The 21834-nt window shown below is 38.6% G+C and carries 18 protein-coding genes; all 18 read right to left on the reverse strand.

Features of this window, described 5'->3' with window-relative positions:
• Positions 1-73: 73 nt before the first annotated feature.
• The gene (locus tag ACSSWA_RS04360) at positions 74-1537 is read right to left on the reverse strand and encodes a lipopolysaccharide biosynthesis protein (protein ID WP_437355342.1); all 1464 of its coding nucleotides are present in this window, start codon (positions 1535-1537) and stop codon (positions 74-76) included.
• A gap of 185 nt (positions 1538-1722) precedes the next feature.
• Positions 1723-2133: an acyl-CoA thioesterase gene (locus ACSSWA_RS04365; protein WP_437355343.1), complete on the reverse strand. Its 411-nt coding sequence runs from the start codon at positions 2131-2133 to the stop codon at positions 1723-1725.
• A 26-nt stretch (positions 2134-2159) separates the two neighbouring features.
• On the reverse strand, positions 2160-3110 hold the full coding sequence (locus tag ACSSWA_RS04370; RefSeq protein WP_437355344.1) for an acetyl-CoA carboxylase carboxyltransferase subunit alpha: 951 nt from the start codon (positions 3108-3110) through the stop codon (positions 2160-2162).
• Positions 3111-3117: 7 nt separating this feature from the next.
• Positions 3118-5118 (reverse strand): glycosyltransferase, encoded by a 2001-nt coding sequence (locus tag ACSSWA_RS04375; RefSeq protein WP_437355345.1) that lies wholly within the window; start codon positions 5116-5118, stop codon positions 3118-3120.
• A gap of 1 nt (position 5119) precedes the next feature.
• Positions 5120-5836: a polyprenol monophosphomannose synthase gene (locus ACSSWA_RS04380; RefSeq protein WP_437355346.1), complete on the reverse strand. Its 717-nt coding sequence runs from the start codon at positions 5834-5836 to the stop codon at positions 5120-5122.
• A gap of 16 nt (positions 5837-5852) precedes the next feature.
• Complete coding sequence (locus ACSSWA_RS04385; protein ID WP_437355347.1) at positions 5853-7256, reverse strand: sugar transferase; 1404 nt, start codon at positions 7254-7256, stop codon at positions 5853-5855.
• Positions 7257-7273: 17 nt separating this feature from the next.
• Positions 7274-8461 carry an L-2-hydroxyglutarate oxidase gene (gene lhgO / locus ACSSWA_RS04390; protein ID WP_437355348.1) on the reverse strand — a complete coding sequence of 396 codons (1188 nt, stop codon included), beginning with the start codon at positions 8459-8461 and terminating at the stop codon, positions 7274-7276.
• Positions 8462-8465: 4 nt separating this feature from the next.
• On the reverse strand, positions 8466-9599 hold the full coding sequence (locus ACSSWA_RS04395) for a glycosyltransferase (RefSeq protein ID WP_437355349.1): 1134 nt from the start codon (positions 9597-9599) through the stop codon (positions 8466-8468).
• Positions 9599-10702: a glycosyltransferase family 4 protein gene (locus tag ACSSWA_RS04400; RefSeq protein WP_437355350.1), complete on the reverse strand. Its 1104-nt coding sequence runs from the start codon at positions 10700-10702 to the stop codon at positions 9599-9601. The genes ACSSWA_RS04395 and ACSSWA_RS04400 overlap by 1 nt, the downstream gene beginning before the upstream one ends.
• A gap of 2 nt (positions 10703-10704) precedes the next feature.
• A complete protein-coding gene (locus tag ACSSWA_RS04405) occupies positions 10705-11946 on the reverse strand; it encodes an O-antigen polymerase (RefSeq protein WP_437355351.1) in 1242 nt (413 codons plus the stop codon).
• Between the two features lie 12 nt (positions 11947-11958).
• Positions 11959-13392: an oligosaccharide flippase family protein gene (locus ACSSWA_RS04410; protein ID WP_437355352.1), complete on the reverse strand. Its 1434-nt coding sequence runs from the start codon at positions 13390-13392 to the stop codon at positions 11959-11961.
• An 11-nt stretch (positions 13393-13403) separates the two neighbouring features.
• Positions 13404-14468: a glycosyltransferase family 4 protein gene (locus ACSSWA_RS04415; RefSeq protein ID WP_437355353.1), complete on the reverse strand. Its 1065-nt coding sequence runs from the start codon at positions 14466-14468 to the stop codon at positions 13404-13406.
• A gap of 31 nt (positions 14469-14499) precedes the next feature.
• Positions 14500-15735, reverse strand: coding sequence for a GumC family protein (locus tag ACSSWA_RS04420; RefSeq protein ID WP_437355354.1), 1236 nt, complete (start codon positions 15733-15735; stop codon positions 14500-14502).
• Between the two features lie 14 nt (positions 15736-15749).
• The gene (locus tag ACSSWA_RS04425) at positions 15750-17213 is read right to left on the reverse strand and encodes an SLBB domain-containing protein (protein ID WP_437355355.1); all 1464 of its coding nucleotides are present in this window, start codon (positions 17211-17213) and stop codon (positions 15750-15752) included.
• Between the two features lie 88 nt (positions 17214-17301).
• Positions 17302-18501, reverse strand: coding sequence for a glycosyltransferase family 4 protein (locus ACSSWA_RS04430; RefSeq protein WP_437355356.1), 1200 nt, complete (start codon positions 18499-18501; stop codon positions 17302-17304).
• Between the two features lie 15 nt (positions 18502-18516).
• The gene (rfbB, locus tag ACSSWA_RS04435) at positions 18517-19536 is read right to left on the reverse strand and encodes a dTDP-glucose 4,6-dehydratase (protein ID WP_437355357.1); all 1020 of its coding nucleotides are present in this window, start codon (positions 19534-19536) and stop codon (positions 18517-18519) included.
• A 12-nt stretch (positions 19537-19548) separates the two neighbouring features.
• On the reverse strand, positions 19549-20277 hold the full coding sequence (locus ACSSWA_RS04440) for a hypothetical protein (protein ID WP_437355358.1): 729 nt from the start codon (positions 20275-20277) through the stop codon (positions 19549-19551).
• Between the two features lie 252 nt (positions 20278-20529).
• The gene (gene ftsZ, locus ACSSWA_RS04445) at positions 20530-21831 is read right to left on the reverse strand and encodes a cell division protein FtsZ (RefSeq protein ID WP_437355359.1); all 1302 of its coding nucleotides are present in this window, start codon (positions 21829-21831) and stop codon (positions 20530-20532) included.
• Positions 21832-21834 lie beyond the last annotated feature (3 nt).

The raw sequence follows: 21834 nt of genomic DNA on the forward strand, positions 1-21834 counted from the left end.
CGAGGTCTGTAATTAAAATCTAGAGAGCTTATTGGCAAAGGTACAAAAATTAAAAGAAAAATTTAGGGGGAATTTATTTCCTTTTTACGATGCGTTTCGTCAAATAGGACAATTCATTGATATCAACAATCCTTGCAATAAACAACAAAGTCAAAAATGCAGCCAGCATAATGATTTTGATATATACGTTGAGTAAGCTATGGTAATATAAAAAATAATAGGCTGCCGAGGCGGCGAAAATCAACAACAGTAATTTTGCAATTTTTCCGTATTCGTATTTAATACGGTAAACTTTTTGAGAAAAATAAAAGAGAGTGAGAGCCATTGTAATATAACTGAAAAGAGTAGCCAGAGCCGCACCCATGATTCCTAAAAAAGGTATCAACAAAAAATTCGAGACAATATTTACAACCGCTCCGCTTCCCGTCACTATCGGAAAATATTTCGTTTTTTCTTCAATGTACAGACCCGCCTGAAAATTGACATACATCCCGTGGAAAATATAAGCTAGCAATATTATCGGGACAATAGCCAAGCCGCTCCAGTATTTATATCCGATAAGACTCACTCCGTCCCAGAAACGAATTGTGGCTATGTCTTCAATGAATAACGACAATGCAATCCACATTACGGACGCGGCTATCAGAAACAAAGTCAAAACTTTTGAAAAAATTTCTTTGGCATTTTCTTCTTTTGAATTAATCAATAAAAAAGGCTGCCAGGCAAACTGGAACATCTGAACGATCAGCATCATAAAGATTCCGAGTTTGTAACTCGCCTGATAAATACCGAGAGTTTTCTCGTCGGTCAGAGCCAGCACAATCGGACGGTCTACCACCTGCACCAGCGTCGCCGCCATGCTTGCAGGTAAATAAGGTATTGCAAATTTTAACATCAGTTTCAGATAATTTCCGTCGACGCGAAATTCAAAGTTTCTGAATATATCGGGCAGCAATACGATTAACGAAAAAGCCGATGCCGCCAGATTAGCTATGAATATTGCTTCAATGTCCATCTTTAATCTAAGAACTAGAACAAGATTGAGAACAATGTTCAACGAAATGTTGCCGAGTTTTATCAAAGTGAATTTGAGCGACTTACGCTGCAAACGTAAATTTGCAAAGGGCACTATCGCCAGCGTATCGAAAAGAATTATGAATATCAGATAGTTGTAAAGATGCTCGTACGAATGCGGAATTTCCATCAGACGGATCATACCGTCTCTGCTCAAATAAAGGAGAACGGACAAAGTTAACGATGTAAACGTCAAAAATATATAAGCGGTTGAATATGTAAGTTTTTTGTCTTTTTCGTCTGCCGCTGAATTATATTTCATAAATGCGGCGTCCATTCCGTAGATAAACACGACGTTCAAAAATGCAATGTAGGCGTAAATGTTCGAATAGATGCCGACGTCCCGGGGCTCGAATACATTCGTGTAAAACGGCACGAGAAGGAAATTCAGAAATCTTCCCACTATCGTGCTGATGCCGTAAATGACAGTGTCTTTTGTTAATTCTTTTATTTTATCGAACATAACAGGTTGAAAATAATCGTTAAAAATTACGAAAAATAATTCATATTAACTTTCAAAGGTCTGGAGTTTTGGGGTTTGGAAGTTTGGGAGTTTTGGGGTTGGGAAGTTTGGGAGTTTTGGGGTTTGGGGGTTGGGAAGTTTTGGGGTTGGAGTTGGCGAGTTGAAATGCCAGGCAGCTGCAATTTTCATTCGAAATATTTCTTCAACGCATCGACGTAAATTTTGGGAGGGCGAACGGCTTTTTTGGTATCCGCTCTGATGAAGACGTGCGTAGTATAACCTTTTGCAATAAGCGTTCCGTCTTCTTTGCGTTTAATTTCGTATTCGATATGGACTCGAGGCGAATGCAGTTGATTTAGCGACGCGGTTATTTGAAGTATATCGTCGTATGTGGCGGGCGAAAAGTATTGAACTTTAGCTTCGATGAGCGGCAGCTGATAACCGTTTTTTTCCACTTCCGAATATGCCAGTCCGGTCGAGCGGAGCAGTTCCGTTCTGCCGACTTCAAAATATTCGAGATATTTGCCGTTATAGACAAACTGCATTTTGTCCGTATCGGCGTATCTTACTCTGATTTCCGTGGTATAAGAGAGCATCTGAGGTAACCGTAATTAGTCCAAAATTACTCTTCGTAAACGCCCATTTTCCCGAATTTTTCCAGTCTGTTTTGTATTAACTTATCGGGTTTAATTTTAATAAGGGCATTCAATTCTTCCAAAAGAATGTTTTTCAAAATGTCCGCCATTTTCTGCGGGTCTTTATGAGCACCTCCGAGAGGCTCCGGAATTATCCTGTCGATAATCCCCTGCTCGAGAAGATCGTCGGCTGTTAATTTAAGGGCTTCAGCCGCCTGCTCCTTAAAATCCCAGCTGCGCCACAAAATACTGGAACACGATTCCGGACTTATAACCGAGTACCAGGTATTTTGCAGCATTAAAATCCTGTCGCCCACACCGATGCCGAGAGCACCGCCGCTGGCTCCTTCGCCGATAATAACGACTATAATCGGAACTTTAAGCCTGCTCATTTCGAGCAGATTTCTGGCAATTGCTTCGGCTTGTCCTCGTTGTTCGGCTTCCAATCCGGGATACGCGCCCGGCGTGTCGAGCATAGTAATTACCGGTTTGTTGAATTTTTCGGCAAGTTTCATCAGTCGAAGCGCTTTACGATACCCTTCCGGATTAGGCATACCGAAATTACGGTAAAGATTCGATTTTGTGTCCCGCCCCTTTTGATGACCGATTATCATTACCTTCTGACCGTCGAGTTTTGCAAAGCCGCCGACAATCGCTTTGTCGTCTTTGAAAAGCCGGTCGCCGTGCAATTCTACGAAATCGGAAGTCATCATATAGATATAATCGAGAGTAGAAGGTCTTTCGGGGTGGCGCGCCAGCTGAACTTTCTGCCAGCGCGTTAAGTTTTGATAAATGTTCTTTTTCAGCTCTTCTACCTTTTCTTCTAATTTTTTTATTTCGCCCGATATATCGAGTTGTCCCTCGTATTTTTTCATTTCTTCGATTTTATTTTCCAATTCAACGATTGGCTTTTCGAAATCGAGAGTGTTCTTTGCCATTCTTTTTTTACTCCGTCCTTAATATCATTTTGGAAAATGTCCTGCCCAGTATTTCCAGATCGAGCCATATATTCTGGTTCTTAGCGTAAAACAGGTCGAGACTTTTTAGTTCCACTTCGTCGTCGGGATTAATATTTTCAACATACCAGAGTCCCGTCAATCCGGGTTTGCCTACGTAGAGGTCGCCGTAATACGAATTATTTTTCGGACCCACAAAACTCTTCCCGCCTTTAAGAACCTGCGGAATTTGCAGAACAAAATTTCTGAATTCTCCTTTAGAGCCTTTTCCCTTCCTGAATTTTTCGGCTAAATATATAAAAGGATATACTAAAAGCAAAATGAAGATTAAACTCAAAATTTTATCGAATATCAGTTTGGTTACTCGATGTCCGAATGAAGAAATGTTATAATTTATTTTTAAGAGCGGCAAATCTTCGAGCATCGTTACGGAAGATTTACCCACAAGATAATCGAGCTCTTTGCCGGAAACCATAAAATCGACATTTAAACCCTGAGATTCCGAGACTGCAAAAAATATCTGGTCGTAATTAATTTCATCCGAAGAAAAGATAACCTTTTCTATTTTATATTCGGCGATAATTTTGCGTAAATTATCGAGCGAGCCGATAACTTTATAACCGCCGATCACCTCGCCTATTTTTTTTCTGTCGGTAGAAATGAAACCAGTAACCTGATATAACGAAACGATGTTCGATTTGAGTTTCGAAGCGAGCTCGGCTGCTTTAGCGGGCGAAGCCACTATTAGAGTTTTTGCTTTGCGCGATTCGCTTACAAGTCCCAAACCCGTAAATACTTTGAAAACTATACGCCATATTGAAAAAGTAATAAAAGAAAAACCGTAAGTAATAAGCACCACGGCGCGACTGAATGCGAATTGCTTGAAGAAATAAGTCAATGCCGAAAGAATAATCAAGCCGTATACGAGCGCAATCAAACTCCTCAGAACCGATAGCGCATTTTTTTTGTACGCCCCCGCAGCGGCGGAAATAAATATTTGCAATAATGCAGGAATAAAATAGACCCACGGTTTTGCATAGCCGGGAAATCCGAGCCAGTGTTCGTTCGCATAAATTTTTTCCGCAAGATAAACCGCCCCGCTCATTAATATGAAATCGAAGAGAACGCTCAACAGCACGAGTTTATACACATTGGCAAAGGCAATCAGTTTGCGGAAGAAAATTGCCAATCTCAATATCCATTGAACGATAAACGAAGAGGACAAATGCTTTTTGACGAACAGATGCATCGCATCGTAAAAATATTTTGTTTCGTCAATACCGCTTCTTTTTGTGCTTTCGCCTTTATAATGAAAAATTTCGGTAGAGTGGACGTAATAAACTTTATATCCCGCTTTTTGAGTTCGGTAACAAAGGTCCAAATCCTCGCCGTACATAAAAAACTGAGGGTCGAATCCGCCTATTTTATCGTAAACTTCGCGCCGCATCATCATAAAAGCGCCGCTTACCGCGTCCACTTCGTAAGTTTGATTTTCGTCCAGATAAGTAAGGTTATATTTTGCAAACAGTCTGCTCTTGGGAAAGAGACTGCTGAGTCCCATCACTTTCGTAAACGACGTCCAGGGACCGGGGAAACTGCGCCGGCAGGCGAGTTGAAGCGTGCCGTCCGGATTCAATACTTTACAGCCTGCGATTCCCGCGTCGGGATGATTTTCGAAAAATCCGATCATCTCCCTGAAAGTGTCTTCTTTAACAATTGTGTCCGGATTGAGCAAAAGAATATATTTGCCGCGCGCTTTTTCAAGAGCAATGTTGTTCGCCGCTCCGAAGCCTACGTTTTTTTCGTTGGCAATTAAAACTACCTCCGGGAATTTGGTCTTAATGGCTTCTACGCTGCCGTCTTCCGAAGCGTTGTCTACCACTATCGTTTCAATCGAAAGATTATCCGAAGCCTTGCGTATCGATTCGAGGAGATTGAGAAGGAATTCCTTTACGTTATAATTTACTATTATTATCGAAAGGTCGATCATTTTAGTTTTTCAGTCCGAATAAACTTTGAAAGCGAAGTTTCCAAACCATGAATACGGCTTCGCGCACAATTTTGCGCGACATTTTTGACGTACCCTGCACTCTGTCTGCAAAAGTAATCGGAATTTCCGTAATCTTGAAATTCTTTTTCCACGCGTGGAAATTCATTTCAATCTGGAACGAGTAACCGTTTGACTTGATTTTATCGAGGTCGATAGACTCGAGCACTTCGCGCCGGAAACATTTGAATCCTCCCGTCGCGTCTTTTACCGGCATGCACGTAATTACTCTTGTATAAACATTTGCAAAATAACTCAACAGCAGTCTGCTTATAGGCCAGTTGATGACTCTTACTCCGTTAATGTAGCGGCTTCCTATTACAAGATCGTAATCTTTAATTTTTTCGAGAAAGTTTTCTATTTCATCAGGGTCGTGCGAAAAATCAGCGTCCATTTGTATAACGGCGTCGTACCCGTTTTTAAGCATAAACTTAAAACCTTCAACGTATGCCGTGCCGAGTCCCGATTTTTTTTCTCTTTTAATAAGAAAAACCCTGTTGTCTTTATCGGAAAGTTCCTTTACGTAATCCGAAGTTCCGTCGGGCGAATTATCGTCGACTACCAGGACATTCAGCTCCGGGTATTTTTCGAGAATATAAGGGATGAGTTTCCGGATATTATCGAGTTCGTTATAAGTCGGTATTATTACAAGAGTTTTCATAATTAAATTTCATTTGTTATTCGTAATGACCTTTACCGAACAATACTACAAAGACTGTCCGTAAAATTATCTTGAAGTCGAGCCTCAAGCTCATATTTTCGATATAGAAGAGATCGTAGCGCAATTTGATTTTTACGTCTTCGATCGACTCGTCGTATTTATGTTTAACCTGCGCCCAGCCGGTCAAACCGGGACGCACTTTAAGTCTTCTCTTATACAACGGAATTTCTTTGGAAAGTTTCTCAACGAAATAAGGTCTTTCTGGTCTAGGGCCCACAAAACTCATGTCGCCTTTTAGAACATTGATAGCCTGCGGTATTTCGTCCAGTCGAACTTTGCGCAGAAATTTTCCGACATTTGTAATACGCGGGTCTCCTTTGGACGACCATACAGGGCCGGTATGTTTTTCGGCGTCTTTAATCATGGTTCGGAATTTAATTATCTTAAATATTTTACCATTCATACCGACGCGTTCCTGTTTATAAAAAACGGGACCTTCGCTTTCGAGTTTAATGGCTATTGCAGCCAGAATAGTAGCCGGCGATGTAATAATTAGCAGTAAAAGAGAAAAGAAGATATCCATTATCCGCTTGATTTTCTTTTCCCATTCTGGCATCAATTCCGGCATAACGTCGATCAGCGGGGAACCGTAGAGTTGCAAAATTCTGGCTTGTCCGCTAATAATATCGTAAAGGTCGGCGACCATTTTAATTTCGACTTTCGTGCTGTCGCATTTATCGATAACCTTAATTATCAGTTCTTCGTCGTGTTTGTCCAGAGCTATAATAACGTTGCGAATGTCGTTCCGTTCGATAATTTTTTCAAGCTCGTCGATTGTGCCTTGCACTTCAATATTGTCGTGAGTTTTGCCGACATGTCCTTTGTGAGCGGCAACGAAAGCCGCTACGTCCAATCCGAATTCGGGGTGGCGCTTGATCGAATGCAGGATTTCTTTTGCCTTATCGTTAAAGCCGACAATGAGAGCCTTCCTGCGTCCGATGCCGTTAATCAGCAAACGGCGCTGCAAACTTCGCACGAACAATCTTCCCGAGCCGACAAAGAAGAGGAAAATTCCCCAATAAAGCAGAATGAATAAACGGAACGACGTTCTGCCGTTAGTCGAGTAGTCGTCCATAACAATTAAGAAGAAGAGTATAAAAATACCGACGAACGAGGCTTTAAAAAGAGTGGAAATTTCGTCGAAGCGGGAGAGCGCAAACCATGTTCTGTACATTCCGACAAAGATAAAAATTAGCAGCCAATAAAAATAAACCGCAATCATCGGCAGGAAAAAATCCGGCTGCGAAATCAATTCGAACCAGCCAGTATTAACCCGCAAATAAAAGAAAAGAAACCAGGTCAGATTAATGGTAATAAAATCGGTAACGAGCAGAAGAATTTTTTCTGTCTTTTTATTCAAACTTTTCTCCGAAGTAACTATAACTTGTTCAATATTGTTTTCGAAATATGTTCGCCGATAGCCAGCGACGCTGTCGCGGCAGGCGAAGGAGCGTTACATACATGCACGACTCTTCTGTCTTCAAGAATATAAAAATCGTCTAGCAGACCTCCGTTCCGGCTGCATGCCTGAGCTCTAACGCCCGCACCGCCGGGAATCAAGTCATCTTCCTGGATCGACGGCATCAATTTTTTCAACTCTTTTACAAACGCTCTTTTGCTAAAAGAACGGTAAAATTCGCCAAGTCCCACTTTCCAATACTTAAACGCAATTTTATAAAAACCGAGCCACGAAAAAATATCAAAACTATCTTTAAGATTAAAATCGAATTTAGAATAGCCTTCCCGTTTGAAGCTGAGCACCGCATTGGGACCGGCTTCCAGCCCGCCGTCTATCATACGCGTAAAATGAACTCCGAGAAACGGGAAAGCCGGATTGGGCACAGGATAGATCAGTCCGTTTACAACGGATTGATTTTTGACTTTGTAATACTCGCCGCGAAAAGGGATTATACGTACATCCAGATTTGGATGAGTCAATTTGGCGATTCTGTCCGAATGCAAACCCGCGCACGACGCCACGCATTTCGAAACGAACGTTCCCTTATCGGTGATTACTTCGCATTTGTCCGTCTTTATTTTAATGTCTTTCACGCTTGCATTTAATTCTATTTTACCGCCGAGTTCGAGTATTCTTTCGAGATAAGCCGCCGCTACTTTTTTAAAGTCGACGATTCCGGTTTGAGGCACATAAATTGCTTTGACACCGGCGGCGTTGGGTTCTGTCTTTTTAATTTCATCCGGGTCGATAATTTTGAGTCCAGTCAGCCCGTTCTCTATGCCGCGGTTGTAGATATTCTCGAGCAGTGGAATTTGATCCTTCGATACCGCAGTGATTATTTTACCCGTCAGTTTATACTCGATATTTCTTTCCTCGCAAAATTCGAGGAGCATTTGGTAGCCTCGTCTGCAATTCAGGGCTTTTAGACTGCCGGGTTTATAATAAATTCCGGAATGAATAACGCCGCTGTTATTGCCTGTTTGATGCGCGGCAATACGGGATTCTTTTTCGATTAAAAGGATTCTCAGATTCGGATTAGTTTCCAGCAATTTCAATCCGGTAGCAAGTCCTACAATCCCAGCGCCTATGATGATGATGTCGTGCATAATGTTATTGTTTTAAAAGTCGTCTGTAAATATTCATATATTTTTCCGTCATTACATCCAATCCGAATTTAGATTTCAATGATAAATTATGATTAACTATTAGTTCTTTATTGTCTTTAATAAACAATAATTTCTTTATAAAATCATCAAAATTATTTAATTCGTAGAGCTGTCTTGTATCGTTATTAACAATTTCGCGGTTGCCTCCTACATCCGTTGTAAGTATAGGCAGTCCGGCAAAAAGAGCCTCGAGAAGACTTATGGAAAGGCCTTCGTATCTGGAAGGAAGCACAAACACGTCGAAAGCTTTGATGTATTTATACGATTCTTTAATTGCGCCCACAAAAAAGAAATCTTTTTCTGCGCCCATTTGTTGAATTTTCTTTTTGTAATCACCGCCAAAAGGCCCGTCGCCTATGATAATTAATTTTAACGAGGGTAATCTTTTCTTAATTTCGACGAAGTTGTCTATTAAAAAATCATAATTTTTTTGATACGACAATCTTCCGGTTGAGCCGATGATAAAGCACTCGTCAAATGTAAATCGGCAAAGATTATTGAAAAATTCGACGGCTTGTTTTTTAGAAAAGTATTCCAATCCTTCTTCCGGCAATCCGTTATAAATCACCTCTCCGGATTTTACAATATTATAATTTACCGCTTCCTTATAATTAATTTCACTTACAAATACGGATGCGTCCAACATATGCGACAACGCTTTAAAGTAATACCTGGTAACAAGCTTCAAGATTTGAGGCGACTGATAATTTTTGTCCAGCAAAGAAAGTCCATGAAAAGTAAATACGATTTTGGGCTTATATTTTAAGAACAACGCCGATATTACGGAGAGAAGAGTATTCGTACTATTGAGGTGTACGATCTGGAAATTATTTTTTTTTAGCAGTAGAAATATATCAAAGATAAAATAGAGAGCATTAAAAATATTTACGTCTCGTTTTAGGGACTTTAAATAATAATGCTCAACGTTATGTTTTTTCAGTTCCTCAAAAAGATATCCTCCGTCGCCTGCCGCGACTGCAACGTCCACGCCTCTTTTTTTTAATTCTTTGGCGAGGTTTAAAACAAAAACCTGAGCTCCGCCGATTTCCGATTTTGTGATAACAAGGAGAAGTTTCATTATTTCAATTCATTTATTACTGTAAAAAATTTATGAGTTATATTGTGAATATTAAATTTATCAGCCTGCTCCAAGGCTTTCCTTTTCATTGTAAAATATCTATCGTTATCCTTTAATAGCGATATTATTGTATCTACAAATGCATTGACATTATTGGGGTCTATTTTAAAGCCTCCTTCACCGACAACTTCCGGGAGAGACGAAGTATTCGAGGCGATGACCGGCAAGCCGCACTTCATCGCTTCGAGGGGCGGTATCCCAAAACCTTCATAGAACGACGGGAACAAAAAAATAAATGCCTTATTGTAAAGATAATTCAATTCTTCGTCGCTAACGTGAGTGATAATCAAAATACGTTCTTTTCTCTTTTCTAACTTTTTTCTTATTTCCTCATAACCGTAATTTGCCTTTCCTACAATAACTAACGGCAAATTATAACCTTTACTCCATAAAGAATCTACGATATTAATTAGACCAAGAATATTTTTTCTTTTTTCTATTGCGCCGACGTATAACAAATATTTCTCCGGCAACTCGAGTTTAATTTTTCTTTCATCCGAGGAATAATTCATTGGATAAAAACATTCATTAACTGTATTGTAAGTAACATCTATTTTATGACTCGGGAAATCGAAAAGTCTTTCTATATCCTTTTTTGAATGTTCCGAAACAGTTAATACCTTATCCGCCACTTTCAAGGCGCGAGGAACAACAATTTTCAGATATGTCCTATAGCTAAGAGAATAATATTCTTTATAGATGAAAGGGATAACGTCGTGAATTACCGTAACGTATCTTACATTATCAATTTTATAAAACGGTAAATTAATATTGGGCGAAATAAATATTTCTATTTTGTATTCTTCCAGCATTTTTGGAATTACAAGATTCATCCAAAATGGCGAAAATATTTTATAAGGAAACCGGAAGTTTCGTTTAATTATCCTGTAATAATCCGTATCAACATTTAAATCTTTGGTTGTAAACAAATAATATTCATTGTTCTTATCAATTTCAGGAAGCTTTGCTAATATATTTTGCAAAAAACGACCAGTGCCGGTCAGTCCCTTATTTAGTACCCTGCAATCAAAAGCTATTTTCATACTTATTGTTTAGTTATATATAAAGTTGTAACGTATAATACTATAATATCAAATACAAAAAAAAGCCAGCTTAACATAGGATTAAAAAACGAAAACATTATAACCATCACCATGATTCCATACATAGTAATAGAATTTAGATCAGTTTTTGTTCGCATTCTATAGTAAACAAAAGCAGTTATAAAACCGAATAAATAGGGCAACACTAATATTCCAAACACATAAAAATCTCTAAAATTTACGAAAAACATACCATAGGTATTATAGTTGTAATTTATTAGATACGGATTTTCAATAAAATGAATGTATTCGTGCAACCAATGCTTTATACCGCTTATTGCAAATAAAAAATCAAATGAAGCCAATCCATATGTAAAATCCTTTAATTTTATGGTTGCATACGCATAGTTTTCTAAATTCATAGCAATATACATATAAGGTTCGGTAAAGATAGAATACCTTGCGCTATATTTCATTTGAGATACTTGGTGAAAGTACTGAAGTATCAAATTACCCGCTCTTAAAGACAGTATTAAATAAGAAATGCCCGTTAAAAATACAATTAATATTAGGGCTGTCTTAATATTAAATTTATTTGTTCCATAATATAAAAGCACAACAGTAAGGATTATTGTAATAAACACTCCAAACCGTTGTAGCAAAAAAAGGAAGGAAATTAAAGTAACAAAAAACAATAACAGCAATAATGATTTTATATAAACCCGGCTTTTAACAGTAATAAAGTAAGCAATAATAAAATATAAAATTAAAGGCGCTAAATGTATCAACAATCCTACTCCAAAAAGGCTCCAGCGAGTTCTTGCTTCATTGGGATATTTTGTAAAAAGAGGAATAAATCCGACATATAAATAAATTACCAGATACGATATTGCATATAAGACAAATAATATTATGACTACATTGACAAGCTTTTTATCAGCAAAATTGATTGACTTAAAACTGTTCCTTATGTATTCGAGAGTCCGTATCTCTTTGTCAAAATAAATTACATATACTGTAAATATTCCCGCCAGTACTGAGAAAACCGGTATCAGCAAATATACCCAACTAATTATCGGCCACTCAAATTGTAAGCGGCTTAATTTAAGATTAGTAACTCCTAATGCCAGCAGCCACACCATAGAAAATAATTTTCCAGGAGACAATAGATCTAATCTTCTTGTTAATGAAAATATCATGATAAATAATAATAATACCAATGACGAGAAACTTATAACATTCATATGTCCAGTATTTTATTTATAAGCTTTTATTAATTCTTTTTCATCTTTATTCAAAAATATAAAGTAACCAAAAGTAACTAAATATATTAAGTAGAGTAAAAACTGAACAATAAGCAGTTTAATAAAAAGTACGGTTATACCAAATAAAATTACTGAAAAAATGAAGTAAACAAACTTTGTATTGACATACCACTTTTGGCAAATCTCATAGCTGAAGAAAATATACGTTATAAGAATTATTGAATTCGTCACAAAACCAGTTAAAACAACCCCTAGCACGCCATATTTTTGAATTAATACTATATTCATGGCGATACTGATAATGGTAACAAATAAAACCGTATAGGCCCTGATATGCTGTTTATTTGAAGTAGTAAGCAACAATCCCAAAGGCTCTATCATAAATCTAATGGTAATAATCAAAACATAGTACTTCAGCACCTCTGCAGAATAACTATATTGACTATCTGCATAGACAGTATCAATTATATTATGTGCATTAGTAAAAATTAGTATTGCCGCGGGGAAAATGATTATCATCAATAATTTATTAAATAAACTTGAATAACTTTCCCAAATTAATTTATTTTCATTATTTAACCGGGATAACGCGGGTAATAAAGCATTAATAATGATCTCTGGGATTATTAGTAGAATTACTAATAATTTGAAAGCAGCTTGGAATATTCCCACGGATTTTTCGCCTATTAAATATGCCAACAATACGGTATCAATATTATAATATAGATAGTTAAAAATATAGTGAGTCCCGAAAACGCTAACTTTGTCTTTATATTTCTTTAGTAAAGCAAAATTAATTTTTATTCTAATTTTATCAATATACTTTAATGACTTTAGAAGAGCTATATATAATGCCAATAATCTAAAAAGCACCAAGCAAACAGCTAAATACACAACATCTAACTTGAAAAAATACAGCAGCGAGACAGTAATAATTACAAAGAGATTATAAATAAATGTTATTTTCGTTTCAATTTCTAATCTTTCTTGTGCCCTAAAAAAAGCAAATAAGTAATTTAAAAATGACGTAGCGATTAAATAAAAATTTAATATTACCAGCAAATGAAAAACATCATTACTTATTTTTACTAGGAGTGCATACACAAAAAGCAATAAAGATGAAATACAAATAAAAATAATCTTAATAGTTAGAAGCTCATTGAATACAATATTAAGTCGGCTTAGATCTTTAGGCAAATCAGTAGTTAATAGGATATCAAGGCCAAAGTCTGCTAAATAAAGAAATATTGTAATAACGGTAAAAGCATATGTAAATTGACCAAAAATTTCGGGTCCATAAAATCGTGCAATTGTCCAGAATAGAAAAATATTAGCAATCACTCGAAGAGATGTGGTAAGGAAAGAAAAAAAAGAATTTTTCTTTATGCTTTTTTCATTGTTTATATCTAAATCTGGTTTACTCACGCTCTTATAAATCAAGATAGTATTTTATAAATATTCAGATGTTCTTTAGCAATATTTTCGTAATTGTATAGTGACAAGTCGCCGTAATTTAGATTTTTTCGGATATCTTCGTTGTTTATTTCAACTTCTCTCAGCGTGCTAAGAAAAGAATCCTCATTATTTAAGTCGAATACCTTCATTTGGTTATTGTGTCTTATATTTAATTCAATCGATGTGGGAATATTTGATATAATTATCGGGACTTTCTGGCTCATAGCTTCTATGATAGGCATACCAAAGCCTTCATATATTGAAGGAAAAATAAATGCCCGGCTATATCCGTAAAGCGCGGGAATGTCCTCATCATCAATATACCCCAAACTTAATATTCCATTATCTTCATTTATTAATTCTTCAAATTCGCTTGAGCCCCACCATTTATAGCCTCCTAAAACAAGCAGCGTGTCTTTAGCTAAAATCTTTTCTTTTTTAGCTTTGATAAAAGATTTCAACAAAAAGCCGGTGTTCTTTCTCTTAGACAAACTTCCCAGGAAAAAATAATAGCTATAGGGCTTTAATTTATATTTATTCAGTTGTTCAATTTTAGGAATTGCGGTAAAAAAAATATCTCTGATGCCGTCATAACTAACAAATATCTTATCTTCATATTTTTTTCCGAACATATTTAATATTTCGTTTTTTACCGATTGAGATGGAGTAATTATTCCATCAGCTCTTTTAAGAGCATTTTTTACAGAATGCCGGTTATATTCTATATAAACAAAGGGGACTGTTTTTGGGTATAAAAAAACTCCCAAATCATGAATAGTCACAACTTTTTTACTTTTTCCCTCGGTAAATGGAACAAAATTATTTTGATAATGAATTATATTATAATTACGATACGGGTGAACTAGGTTTATGTAAGCATCTATTGAAAGCTTTCTAAATCCTTTCGGGAAGTATTTAAAATATGTATAGTCCGTTATTGAACAATTAGTAATATTTTTTAAATGATTATAAAGATTTATGGCGTGCAGTCCTATCCCTGTAGGATATCTATATGTTGACATTCCTTCGTCAATAAGTATTTTCATTTTATCCGACATACAAGATTCACTGTAGAAATTATAAATTTTTCTTTTTACTTATCTTAATCCAGCTTGTCAATTCTTCATATTTTCTCGGATTAACAGACTTAATTTTACTTAATAATTCAGCGAAAAATACTATAAACATACCCAAGATTACCGAAGCTACAAAACTAACCGCCGCATATATACTTCCCTTCGGCTTTGCTTTTCTGTCTGCCGGACCGGCTTTATCGAGCACAAGCACGCTTGGCGTATTTCGCACTTCTTCAACTTTAGCCTGCTCGTACAACGGCTGAATAAATTCTAATATTTTGTATTGGATTTCCAAATTCCTGTAAATTTTCAGATATTCATTGCCCAATTCAGGGGCTTCTTTAAATGGTATTAACAGTTTTACTTCTTTTTGAGAGGCGTCTTTGCCTGTGTTTAGCAGGTCAATCTTCTTTTTAAGCTCATTTAATTCTATTTGAGTAGTATGAGCAAGAGGATGATCGGCTCCGTACATTTGTTTGACGACATTATATTCAACTTCCTTGCGATACATATCGAGGTAAATGCCCGACATTGACTTAACGGTTGCTTCCAATTGTTCCGGCACGGCTATCACACCGTATTTTTCCTGGAATTTCTGCATTTCCGCTTCGAGGTTCTTAATATCTTCCAGGTTTTGCAAATATCTTCTTTCAATAAATTCCCTGTTTGCCTTGGCGTTCGTAACGCTCAATTGCGTATTGATTTCATTAAGTTTATCTACCATATAATTGGCTATATCGGCGGCTTTTTGCGGATCCTTGTCGTACACTGTAATCGTAAGATTGCCTTCGTCCTGAATTTCCAACTCGAGATTCGACTGCCATTCTTTGACTACTTTTTCGTAGTAGTCGTCTTCCATGTCGTATTCTTCTCGCAGCTTAAATCTTTTGATAATATCGTCTGTCAAAGTAGCGCTTTTTAGAATTGCAATGTATCGATCAGTTTCCGTAGTACCGCCGGTCAAAGCGGCTAATCCTTTACTTGCCGAAAAACCTTTTGCCAGACTCGACAAGCCGGATAACGTAGACAACAAATCGTTTCTTTCCGCCGCCAATACCGAAGCTGTCGATTTATACCATTTAGGAGCGAGCAAAGCATAAGCCGTTGCTCCTACAGTTATCGTAAAGACAAACCAGAATAAAAACTTTCTGTATTTTACAAGCACCGTTAAAAATTCTATAAACGTAGCGCCCACTACTTCCGTTTTTTGTTCGGATGGTTGATTTACTTGATTCATAATTCTTCCGTAATTTATTTAACTACCTGTAAAATCAATATTACAATTGTCGCTATGCTGCCGACTATGCTAAGCACATTGCCTGTCCTTTCCACATAGAACCAGGTCGTTCTGGGAATTTCTTTCGGCACATAGATATAATCGCCGGGTTCGATTTTCAGTTTGTCGATTTCTTTTGTAACCCAATTCTTCTCTTTTCCTTTTATTACCACTATCTCGTCTTCGCCCTTGGCTGTTTCGGCAAGTCCGCCGGCTTTTTCTATATAATATTTATAATTCATATCGGGCACATACTTAAAGTAACCGGCTCTGGGCACCTGCCCGAATACGTAAATATATTCGAATTTCGAAGGTATCAGAATCACGTCGCCGTCTTTAATTAAAAATTTCCCTTCGTCGGAATCCGGATCGCTGATTTTTGTGAAATCGACTAGCGATTCGGCTCCCAGCACTCTCAATTGATTGTCGATATTAAAAAAGAGAGAATCTTCTTCCGTGATATTGGCAAGTCGCAGCATTTCCAACAGTTCCTTTTGCTGCTGAAGACGGAGTTGCGTTTCCGGCTGCAGTAAATCGTTACGGTTTTCAACAAATTCCCTTGCGAGCTTATTCTTTCTCAATATATTGTCGGCGGTATAATTTCTCATTACCTCGGCTCTGTATAAATCGGCGTTTGGAGTAAATCCTCCCGCCCTTTGAATAACTTCGCTTACGGGCAAACCTTCGGCGGTTAAATAAACATAACCCGGATTTTTCACTTCGCCAAGCACGAGAGTTTTATAATCGTGGCGTTTATTTTCCCCGGCAATAATTCTTATCCTGTCGCCGCGCATCAGTTCAATGTTTTCGGAAATGACTGTTTGAATAATTTTTTCCGATAAACCGTCCTCGGAGAGTCGATAGATTTCCGCCATTTCCACTTTATCATACGCTTTATTGATTCCTCCGGCAAACAAGAGAGCGTCGGACAATCTGTCGCCCTCTGCAAACTGAAATTTTGTCGGTTTGTTGACCGCGCCGGATATATCGATAAAATCTTTTTCTTCGTCGTAGTCGGGAAATATTATAACATCGTCGTTTCGCAGGTACGGATTATACTTGAAATCGCCCGTCAATCTGAATTTAAGCAAATCGATATTCAGCTTTGTGCCGTCGGCGCGTATCAGTTTTATTCCCCGCAGCGGATAACTTTCCAGCTGTTTCTTTACAACATTGATTGTCTCGAGCTGGGTTAACGACGTAAGCGCCTGCTGCTGCGCTTCGATAAAAAGCGTAGTTATAAAATGATCGAGCCTTTGAACAGGGAAAGCCGTAAAAGATCCGGTTACAATAAAATTGCCGCCGACCGTGACTGTTATCGGCTGCGATAACAACAGTGATTTGTCCGTTTTCGAAGTATTGTAGTCGTTTAACTGAGCGGATATTATAGTAGAGATAAAAAGTAACAGAATTACGAGAAATCTTTTTTGTATTCTCATTTTTCCAATGCCGGTTAATTTTAAAATATTTTCGGATATCGACCCAAAAAATAGAACATTTAACGCACCCAAACAAATATTTTCAGTTCTAATTTGCCTTTGCCGTTTTTTCGTAAACTCTTATTAAACTTTCATAATGAGAGACCGGATTGAATTTGTTTTTAGCCGTTTGAAGAGCACGTTCGCACATCTTCGCATATTCCCTTTCCTCGAGTTCATAAGCCTTATAAATCGAATCGGTCAGCGCGTCGATGTCGTTTGCTTTGTATAAAAAACCGTTTTTTCCGTTTTCAACGATTTCGGGAATGCCGCCCGCATCCGGCGCAATTACGGGTCTGCCTGAGGCAAAAGCTTCAATTACAGCGTACGGATTGTTTTCATAAACTCTCGACGGAATAATTACAAAATACGATTGTATAATTTTTTCTCTTATTTCGCTTCTGTTTAATCTTCCCAAAAACTTAATGTTGCTTTTAGCTGAATTTTTAAGAACGTTATATAAACTTCCTTCTCCCGCAATTTCGAGTTTCGGTTTTACCATTTTTCCAAAAACCTCTGCCAAAATATCGACGCCTTTAGCGTATTCGATTCTTCCGACATAAAGAAATATCTTTCCGGACGGGACGGTAATTCTGTCTTCTATCTCCTCTGTAAAATTGTACAACACCTCCGACCTTTTTTCAATTTCCGGGAACAGATTAATAAATTTACTTCTTGTAAAAGCGCTCACAAAAAGAAAATAATCGAAATATTTTCTGAAATTAAGAAACGCGTCCCTGAAGTAACCGTCAACAGCCAGCATTATGCTCCTGATCCGACCTCTTGCCGAGCAGTTGCGCAATATGCAGTTATAATATTTTCCCCCGGCGCATTTTTCGCATACGCCGTGTTTCCTGTTATAAAATTCCCATACCGGACATAAATATTTGAAACCGTGTATTGTTGCGACTATCGGAATTTTGTTTTTCTTTAATACTGGCAATATCGAGAATGTAATTCCGCCGTTTATATTATGAATGTGAGCAATATCGGGTTTGAATTTATCGATTGCATTTTGCAGCGCGGCAGCCGATTTAAAAGAATAAAAAGAATCGAGCGTTATTAAAAATTTGGCGCGCGGACGCGACGGGAAATATTCTAAAAACTCCGATTCGTAATTCTCCGGAGATTTCAGACTAAACGGTATTACTGTGTGCTCTTTTGCTTTGAGTAATTTCCCGGTATAAAAGAACAGAGTTTCAACTCCTCCGCAATGGTAATAATTTTTATTGCAGAGTAAAATTTTCATCTATTAAGAAATAAATTAATCCGATCCGTACTGCGTTTTATAATAATTTTGGTACTCGCCTGAAATCACGCGTTCCCACCACGCTTTGTTTTCGACATACCAATCGATCGTGTTATCGAGGGCGGTTTCGAACTCGCGCTCTGGTTTCCAGCCGAGTTCATTCTGAATTTTCGTCGAGTCGATGGCGTAACGGCGGTCGTGACCCGGTCTGTCCTTCACATATTCAATCAGGTCATCGGGCTTATTCAATTTTTTTAATATCAGCTTGACTATTTCTATATTCTTCATTTCTCTGCTTGCGCCGATATTATATACTTCTCCCGGCTTGCCTTTTTCGAAAACCAATTCCACGGCTCTGTTATGATCAGCCACATGAATCCAGTCCCGCACGTTCAAGCCGTCGCCGTAAACGGGTAATTTCTTATTGTTGAGCGCGTTGATAATCATTAACGGTATTAACTTTTCAGGAAATTGGTAAGGACCGTAGTTATTCGAACATCGAGTTATTACCACCGGAAGCCCGTAAGTATGATGAAATGCGAGAGCCATCATATCGGCGGCGGCTTTGCTCGAAGAATAAGGACTGTTGGGCGATAAAGGCGTCGACTCAGTAAACAATCCTTCGGGACCCAAACTGCCGTAAACTTCGTCCGTCGAGACCTGCAAAAATTTTTCCGCTCCGTACCTGCGCGCGGCTTCGAGCAATACGTTCGCGCCAATAACGTTTGTTCTGTAGAATACTTCCGAACCAAGAATGCTTCTGTCGACGTGCGACTCGGCGGCAAAATTGATGACATACTTGATATTGTATTTAGTAAACAGATAATCGACCAGTTCCCTGTTTGCAATATCGCCTTTAACAAAACAATAATTCCTGAAGCTCTCGACCGGTTTAAGGTTCTCCAGATTCCCCGCGTAAGTCAGCTTATCCAAATTTACGACGAACCAATCGTCGTGTTCCGGCAGTAGATTATTGATGAAGTTGCTTCCGATAAATCCAGCGCCGCCGGTAATAAGAATAGATTTTAAACTCATCGTTTTACCCTCTTAATAAGAAAAGAATCCGAGATAAATTCCCGTTTGAATAAAAAACGTATTCGAATTTAAGTCCGAAGGCGCTCCTTCGATATTTTTGCCGTTGTTAATTTTCCAATCGCCTCCGAATGTAAAGCTGTATCCGCCTCCGATTCTGAAAGCAATAAACCGATTGAGAGGAATATCGAAATTTAGAGTAGGCGCAATCAGAAAGGAAGTTTTAGTCAGTCGATCGCTTACCTCGCGGGTCATTACGTTGCCGCTTACTTTTTGCCAAATATTATCCCACGTGTAGTTCGAGCTCGACTGGTAAATTTCAATTTCACTCGAAGCTATTCCGATAATTCCCCCGAAGGAAACGGCTATTCTGTGAATTGAAGGGAGCGTATATTCGACTGTAAGCCCGCCCAGTCCGTATCCGTATTTAACTTCTTTATCGAAATCTCCTACTCTGCCGGAAGCGCTCATCGAACCGCCGAGTCCTATTCCGCCGATTCTGAGATTTTCTACAAACATTATATAAGCGTAGCCGCTGCCGCCCCAGGCAATCATTCCGCTTTCGGACAATCCGCTCAATCCGGCGTTCTTAATTTGCTCGTTAACGGGATCGACGTTTGGAAACAAGTAGACGGGATTAACGCCGCCGGCTAATCCGAAACGCGCTACCCATCCTACTTCGGCATTTTCCTGCGCATGGATAACCGAGAATGAAATCGTCAGTAAAATCAGCAGTCTTTTCATATTATTCTTTCCGAATTGTTTGTGGCAAAATAAGAAATTATCGAATAAACTTAAAAGCCGCGCGTTACTATTCTTTCGGTCGGCTATGGCAGAAAAAGAAATTGTTATTGACCTGTCGGTTTAATTTAATTATAAGGGTTAAGAAGGAATGATTTTTATAATTTCATTATATCAATAAAAAAAGGCCGGATTGATTTTTTTAGATTTCTCTCGTCACCACAACAAGGATAATCAAATCCGGCCCGTTTTATTTTAGTCCATTATTTTTCTTAAGAACGAAGACGAGTCTTCGTCGTCGTTGTTTTTGTTTTCGTCATAGTCGTTTTTATTTTTTGATCTGAATCCCGACTGAATTTCTTCCGTTTCGGGGAAGAGATTCATATCCCCGCGCACCCGGGAAATTGTCGGTATGTTCAAATCCTGTTCTTCAATATTAGATTCGTTCAAAATAATTTTTTCTTTTGAAAAACCGCCGAACGAGGGGACGGATTTTTTGTCCTTTCCTGAACTTTTGCCTTCTTTTCTAAAACTGCCTATCCCGTTAGTATCGAGGTCGTCGCCGAATCCGGTTGCGATAACGGTATAGGAAATATAGTCGTTCATATCTTCTTTGTTGACGATTCCGAAAATAACGTTAGCTTCTTCGCCGGCTGCTTCGAAGATTATATTGTTTCCGGCTTCGACTTCCTGCATGGTCATATTAGACGAGCCCGATACGTTGAGCAGAATATTTTTTGCGCCTTTAATCGAAACGCCTTCGAGCAGAGGCGACGAAATTGCTTTTTGAGCCGCTTCGACCGCGCGATTTTCTCCGCTTGCGATTCCGCAGCCCATCAAAGCATGACCGCTGTCGCGCATGACCGTCCGGACGTCGGCAAAGTCGACATTTATAATTCCGGTCATCGTAATAATGTCGGCTATACCGCGGGTAGCTTCGTAAAGAATTTCATTTGGTTTATCGAACGCGGCTCTTGCCGCCGTAGCTGTGTCGATTATACTGAGTATTCTGCTATTCGGAATAACAATAAGACTGTCGACATATTGTTTCAGTTCTTTAATGCCTTCTTCGGCGTTTTTCATTCTCTTTTTGCCTTCCCAGCTGAATGGCTTGGTAACAATTCCAACGACCAGAGCGCCTAGACTTTTGGCAATCGAAGCTACAATTGGAGCTCCGCCGGTACCAGTGCCGCCGCCCATTCCGGCCGTTACGAACACCATATCGCTGCCGTCGAGAATGCGCGTAATTTTTTCCCTGTCCTCTTCGGCGGCTTTTTTGCCAACGTTGGGATCGGCGCCCGCGCCGAGTCCGCGGGTAACGTTTGTTCCGATTTGAATTTTATGATGAGCGGAACTGTTTTGAAGAACCTGCGCGTCGGTATTGATTGCCACGAATTCGACTCCGGTCAAACCGCGGTGAATCATACTGTCGATTGCATTGCAGCCGCCTCCGCCGATTCCGACTACTTTCAGAACCGCGGACAAATTTTGCGTATCTTCCCTGTCGAGAGTTACAAATTTGAGTCTTTCTTTTCTTCCGTCGGTATAGTCAGTCATATT

Origin of the sequence: Melioribacter sp. Ez-97, from assembly GCF_051488665.1 — a bacterium.
In the GTDB taxonomy this organism is placed as follows: Bacteria; Bacteroidota; Ignavibacteria; order Ignavibacteriales; family Melioribacteraceae; genus Melioribacter.

Excerpts from the sequence above, each read along its gene's own strand:
- ACSSWA_RS04420 (WP_437355354.1), bottom strand. The coding sequence starts at position 15,735 with ATGAATCAAGTAAATCAACCATCCGAACAAAAAACGGAAGTAGTGGGC.
- ACSSWA_RS04440 (WP_437355358.1), bottom strand. The coding sequence starts at position 20,277 with ATGAAAAGACTGCTGATTTTACTGACGATTTCATTCTCGGTTATCCAT.
- ACSSWA_RS04365 (WP_437355343.1), bottom strand. The coding sequence starts at position 2,133 with ATGCTCTCTTATACCACGGAAATCAGAGTAAGATACGCCGATACGGAC.
- ACSSWA_RS04375 (WP_437355345.1), bottom strand. The coding sequence starts at position 5,118 with ATGATCGACCTTTCGATAATAATAGTAAATTATAACGTAAAGGAATTC.
- ACSSWA_RS04405 (WP_437355351.1), bottom strand. The coding sequence starts at position 11,946 with ATGAATGTTATAAGTTTCTCGTCATTGGTATTATTATTATTTATCATG.
- ACSSWA_RS04370 (WP_437355344.1), bottom strand. The coding sequence starts at position 3,110 with ATGGCAAAGAACACTCTCGATTTCGAAAAGCCAATCGTTGAATTGGAA.
- ACSSWA_RS04415 (WP_437355353.1), bottom strand. The coding sequence starts at position 14,468 with ATGAAAATACTTATTGACGAAGGAATGTCAACATATAGATATCCTACA.
- ftsZ (WP_437355359.1), bottom strand. The coding sequence starts at position 21,831 with ATGACTGACTATACCGACGGAAGAAAAGAAAGACTCAAATTTGTAACT.
- ACSSWA_RS04395 (WP_437355349.1), bottom strand. The coding sequence starts at position 9,599 with ATGAAACTTCTCCTTGTTATCACAAAATCGGAAATCGGCGGAGCTCAG.
- ACSSWA_RS04360 (WP_437355342.1), bottom strand. The coding sequence starts at position 1,537 with ATGTTCGATAAAATAAAAGAATTAACAAAAGACACTGTCATTTACGGC.
- rfbB (WP_437355357.1), bottom strand. The coding sequence starts at position 19,536 with ATGAGTTTAAAATCTATTCTTATTACCGGCGGCGCTGGATTTATCGGA.
- ACSSWA_RS04425 (WP_437355355.1), bottom strand. The coding sequence starts at position 17,213 with ATGAGAATACAAAAAAGATTTCTCGTAATTCTGTTACTTTTTATCTCT.
- ACSSWA_RS04400 (WP_437355350.1), bottom strand. The coding sequence starts at position 10,702 with ATGAAAATAGCTTTTGATTGCAGGGTACTAAATAAGGGACTGACCGGC.
- ACSSWA_RS04380 (WP_437355346.1), bottom strand. The coding sequence starts at position 5,836 with ATGAAAACTCTTGTAATAATACCGACTTATAACGAACTCGATAATATC.
- ACSSWA_RS04430 (WP_437355356.1), bottom strand. The coding sequence starts at position 18,501 with ATGAAAATTTTACTCTGCAATAAAAATTATTACCATTGCGGAGGAGTT.
- lhgO (WP_437355348.1), bottom strand. The coding sequence starts at position 8,461 with ATGCACGACATCATCATCATAGGCGCTGGGATTGTAGGACTTGCTACC.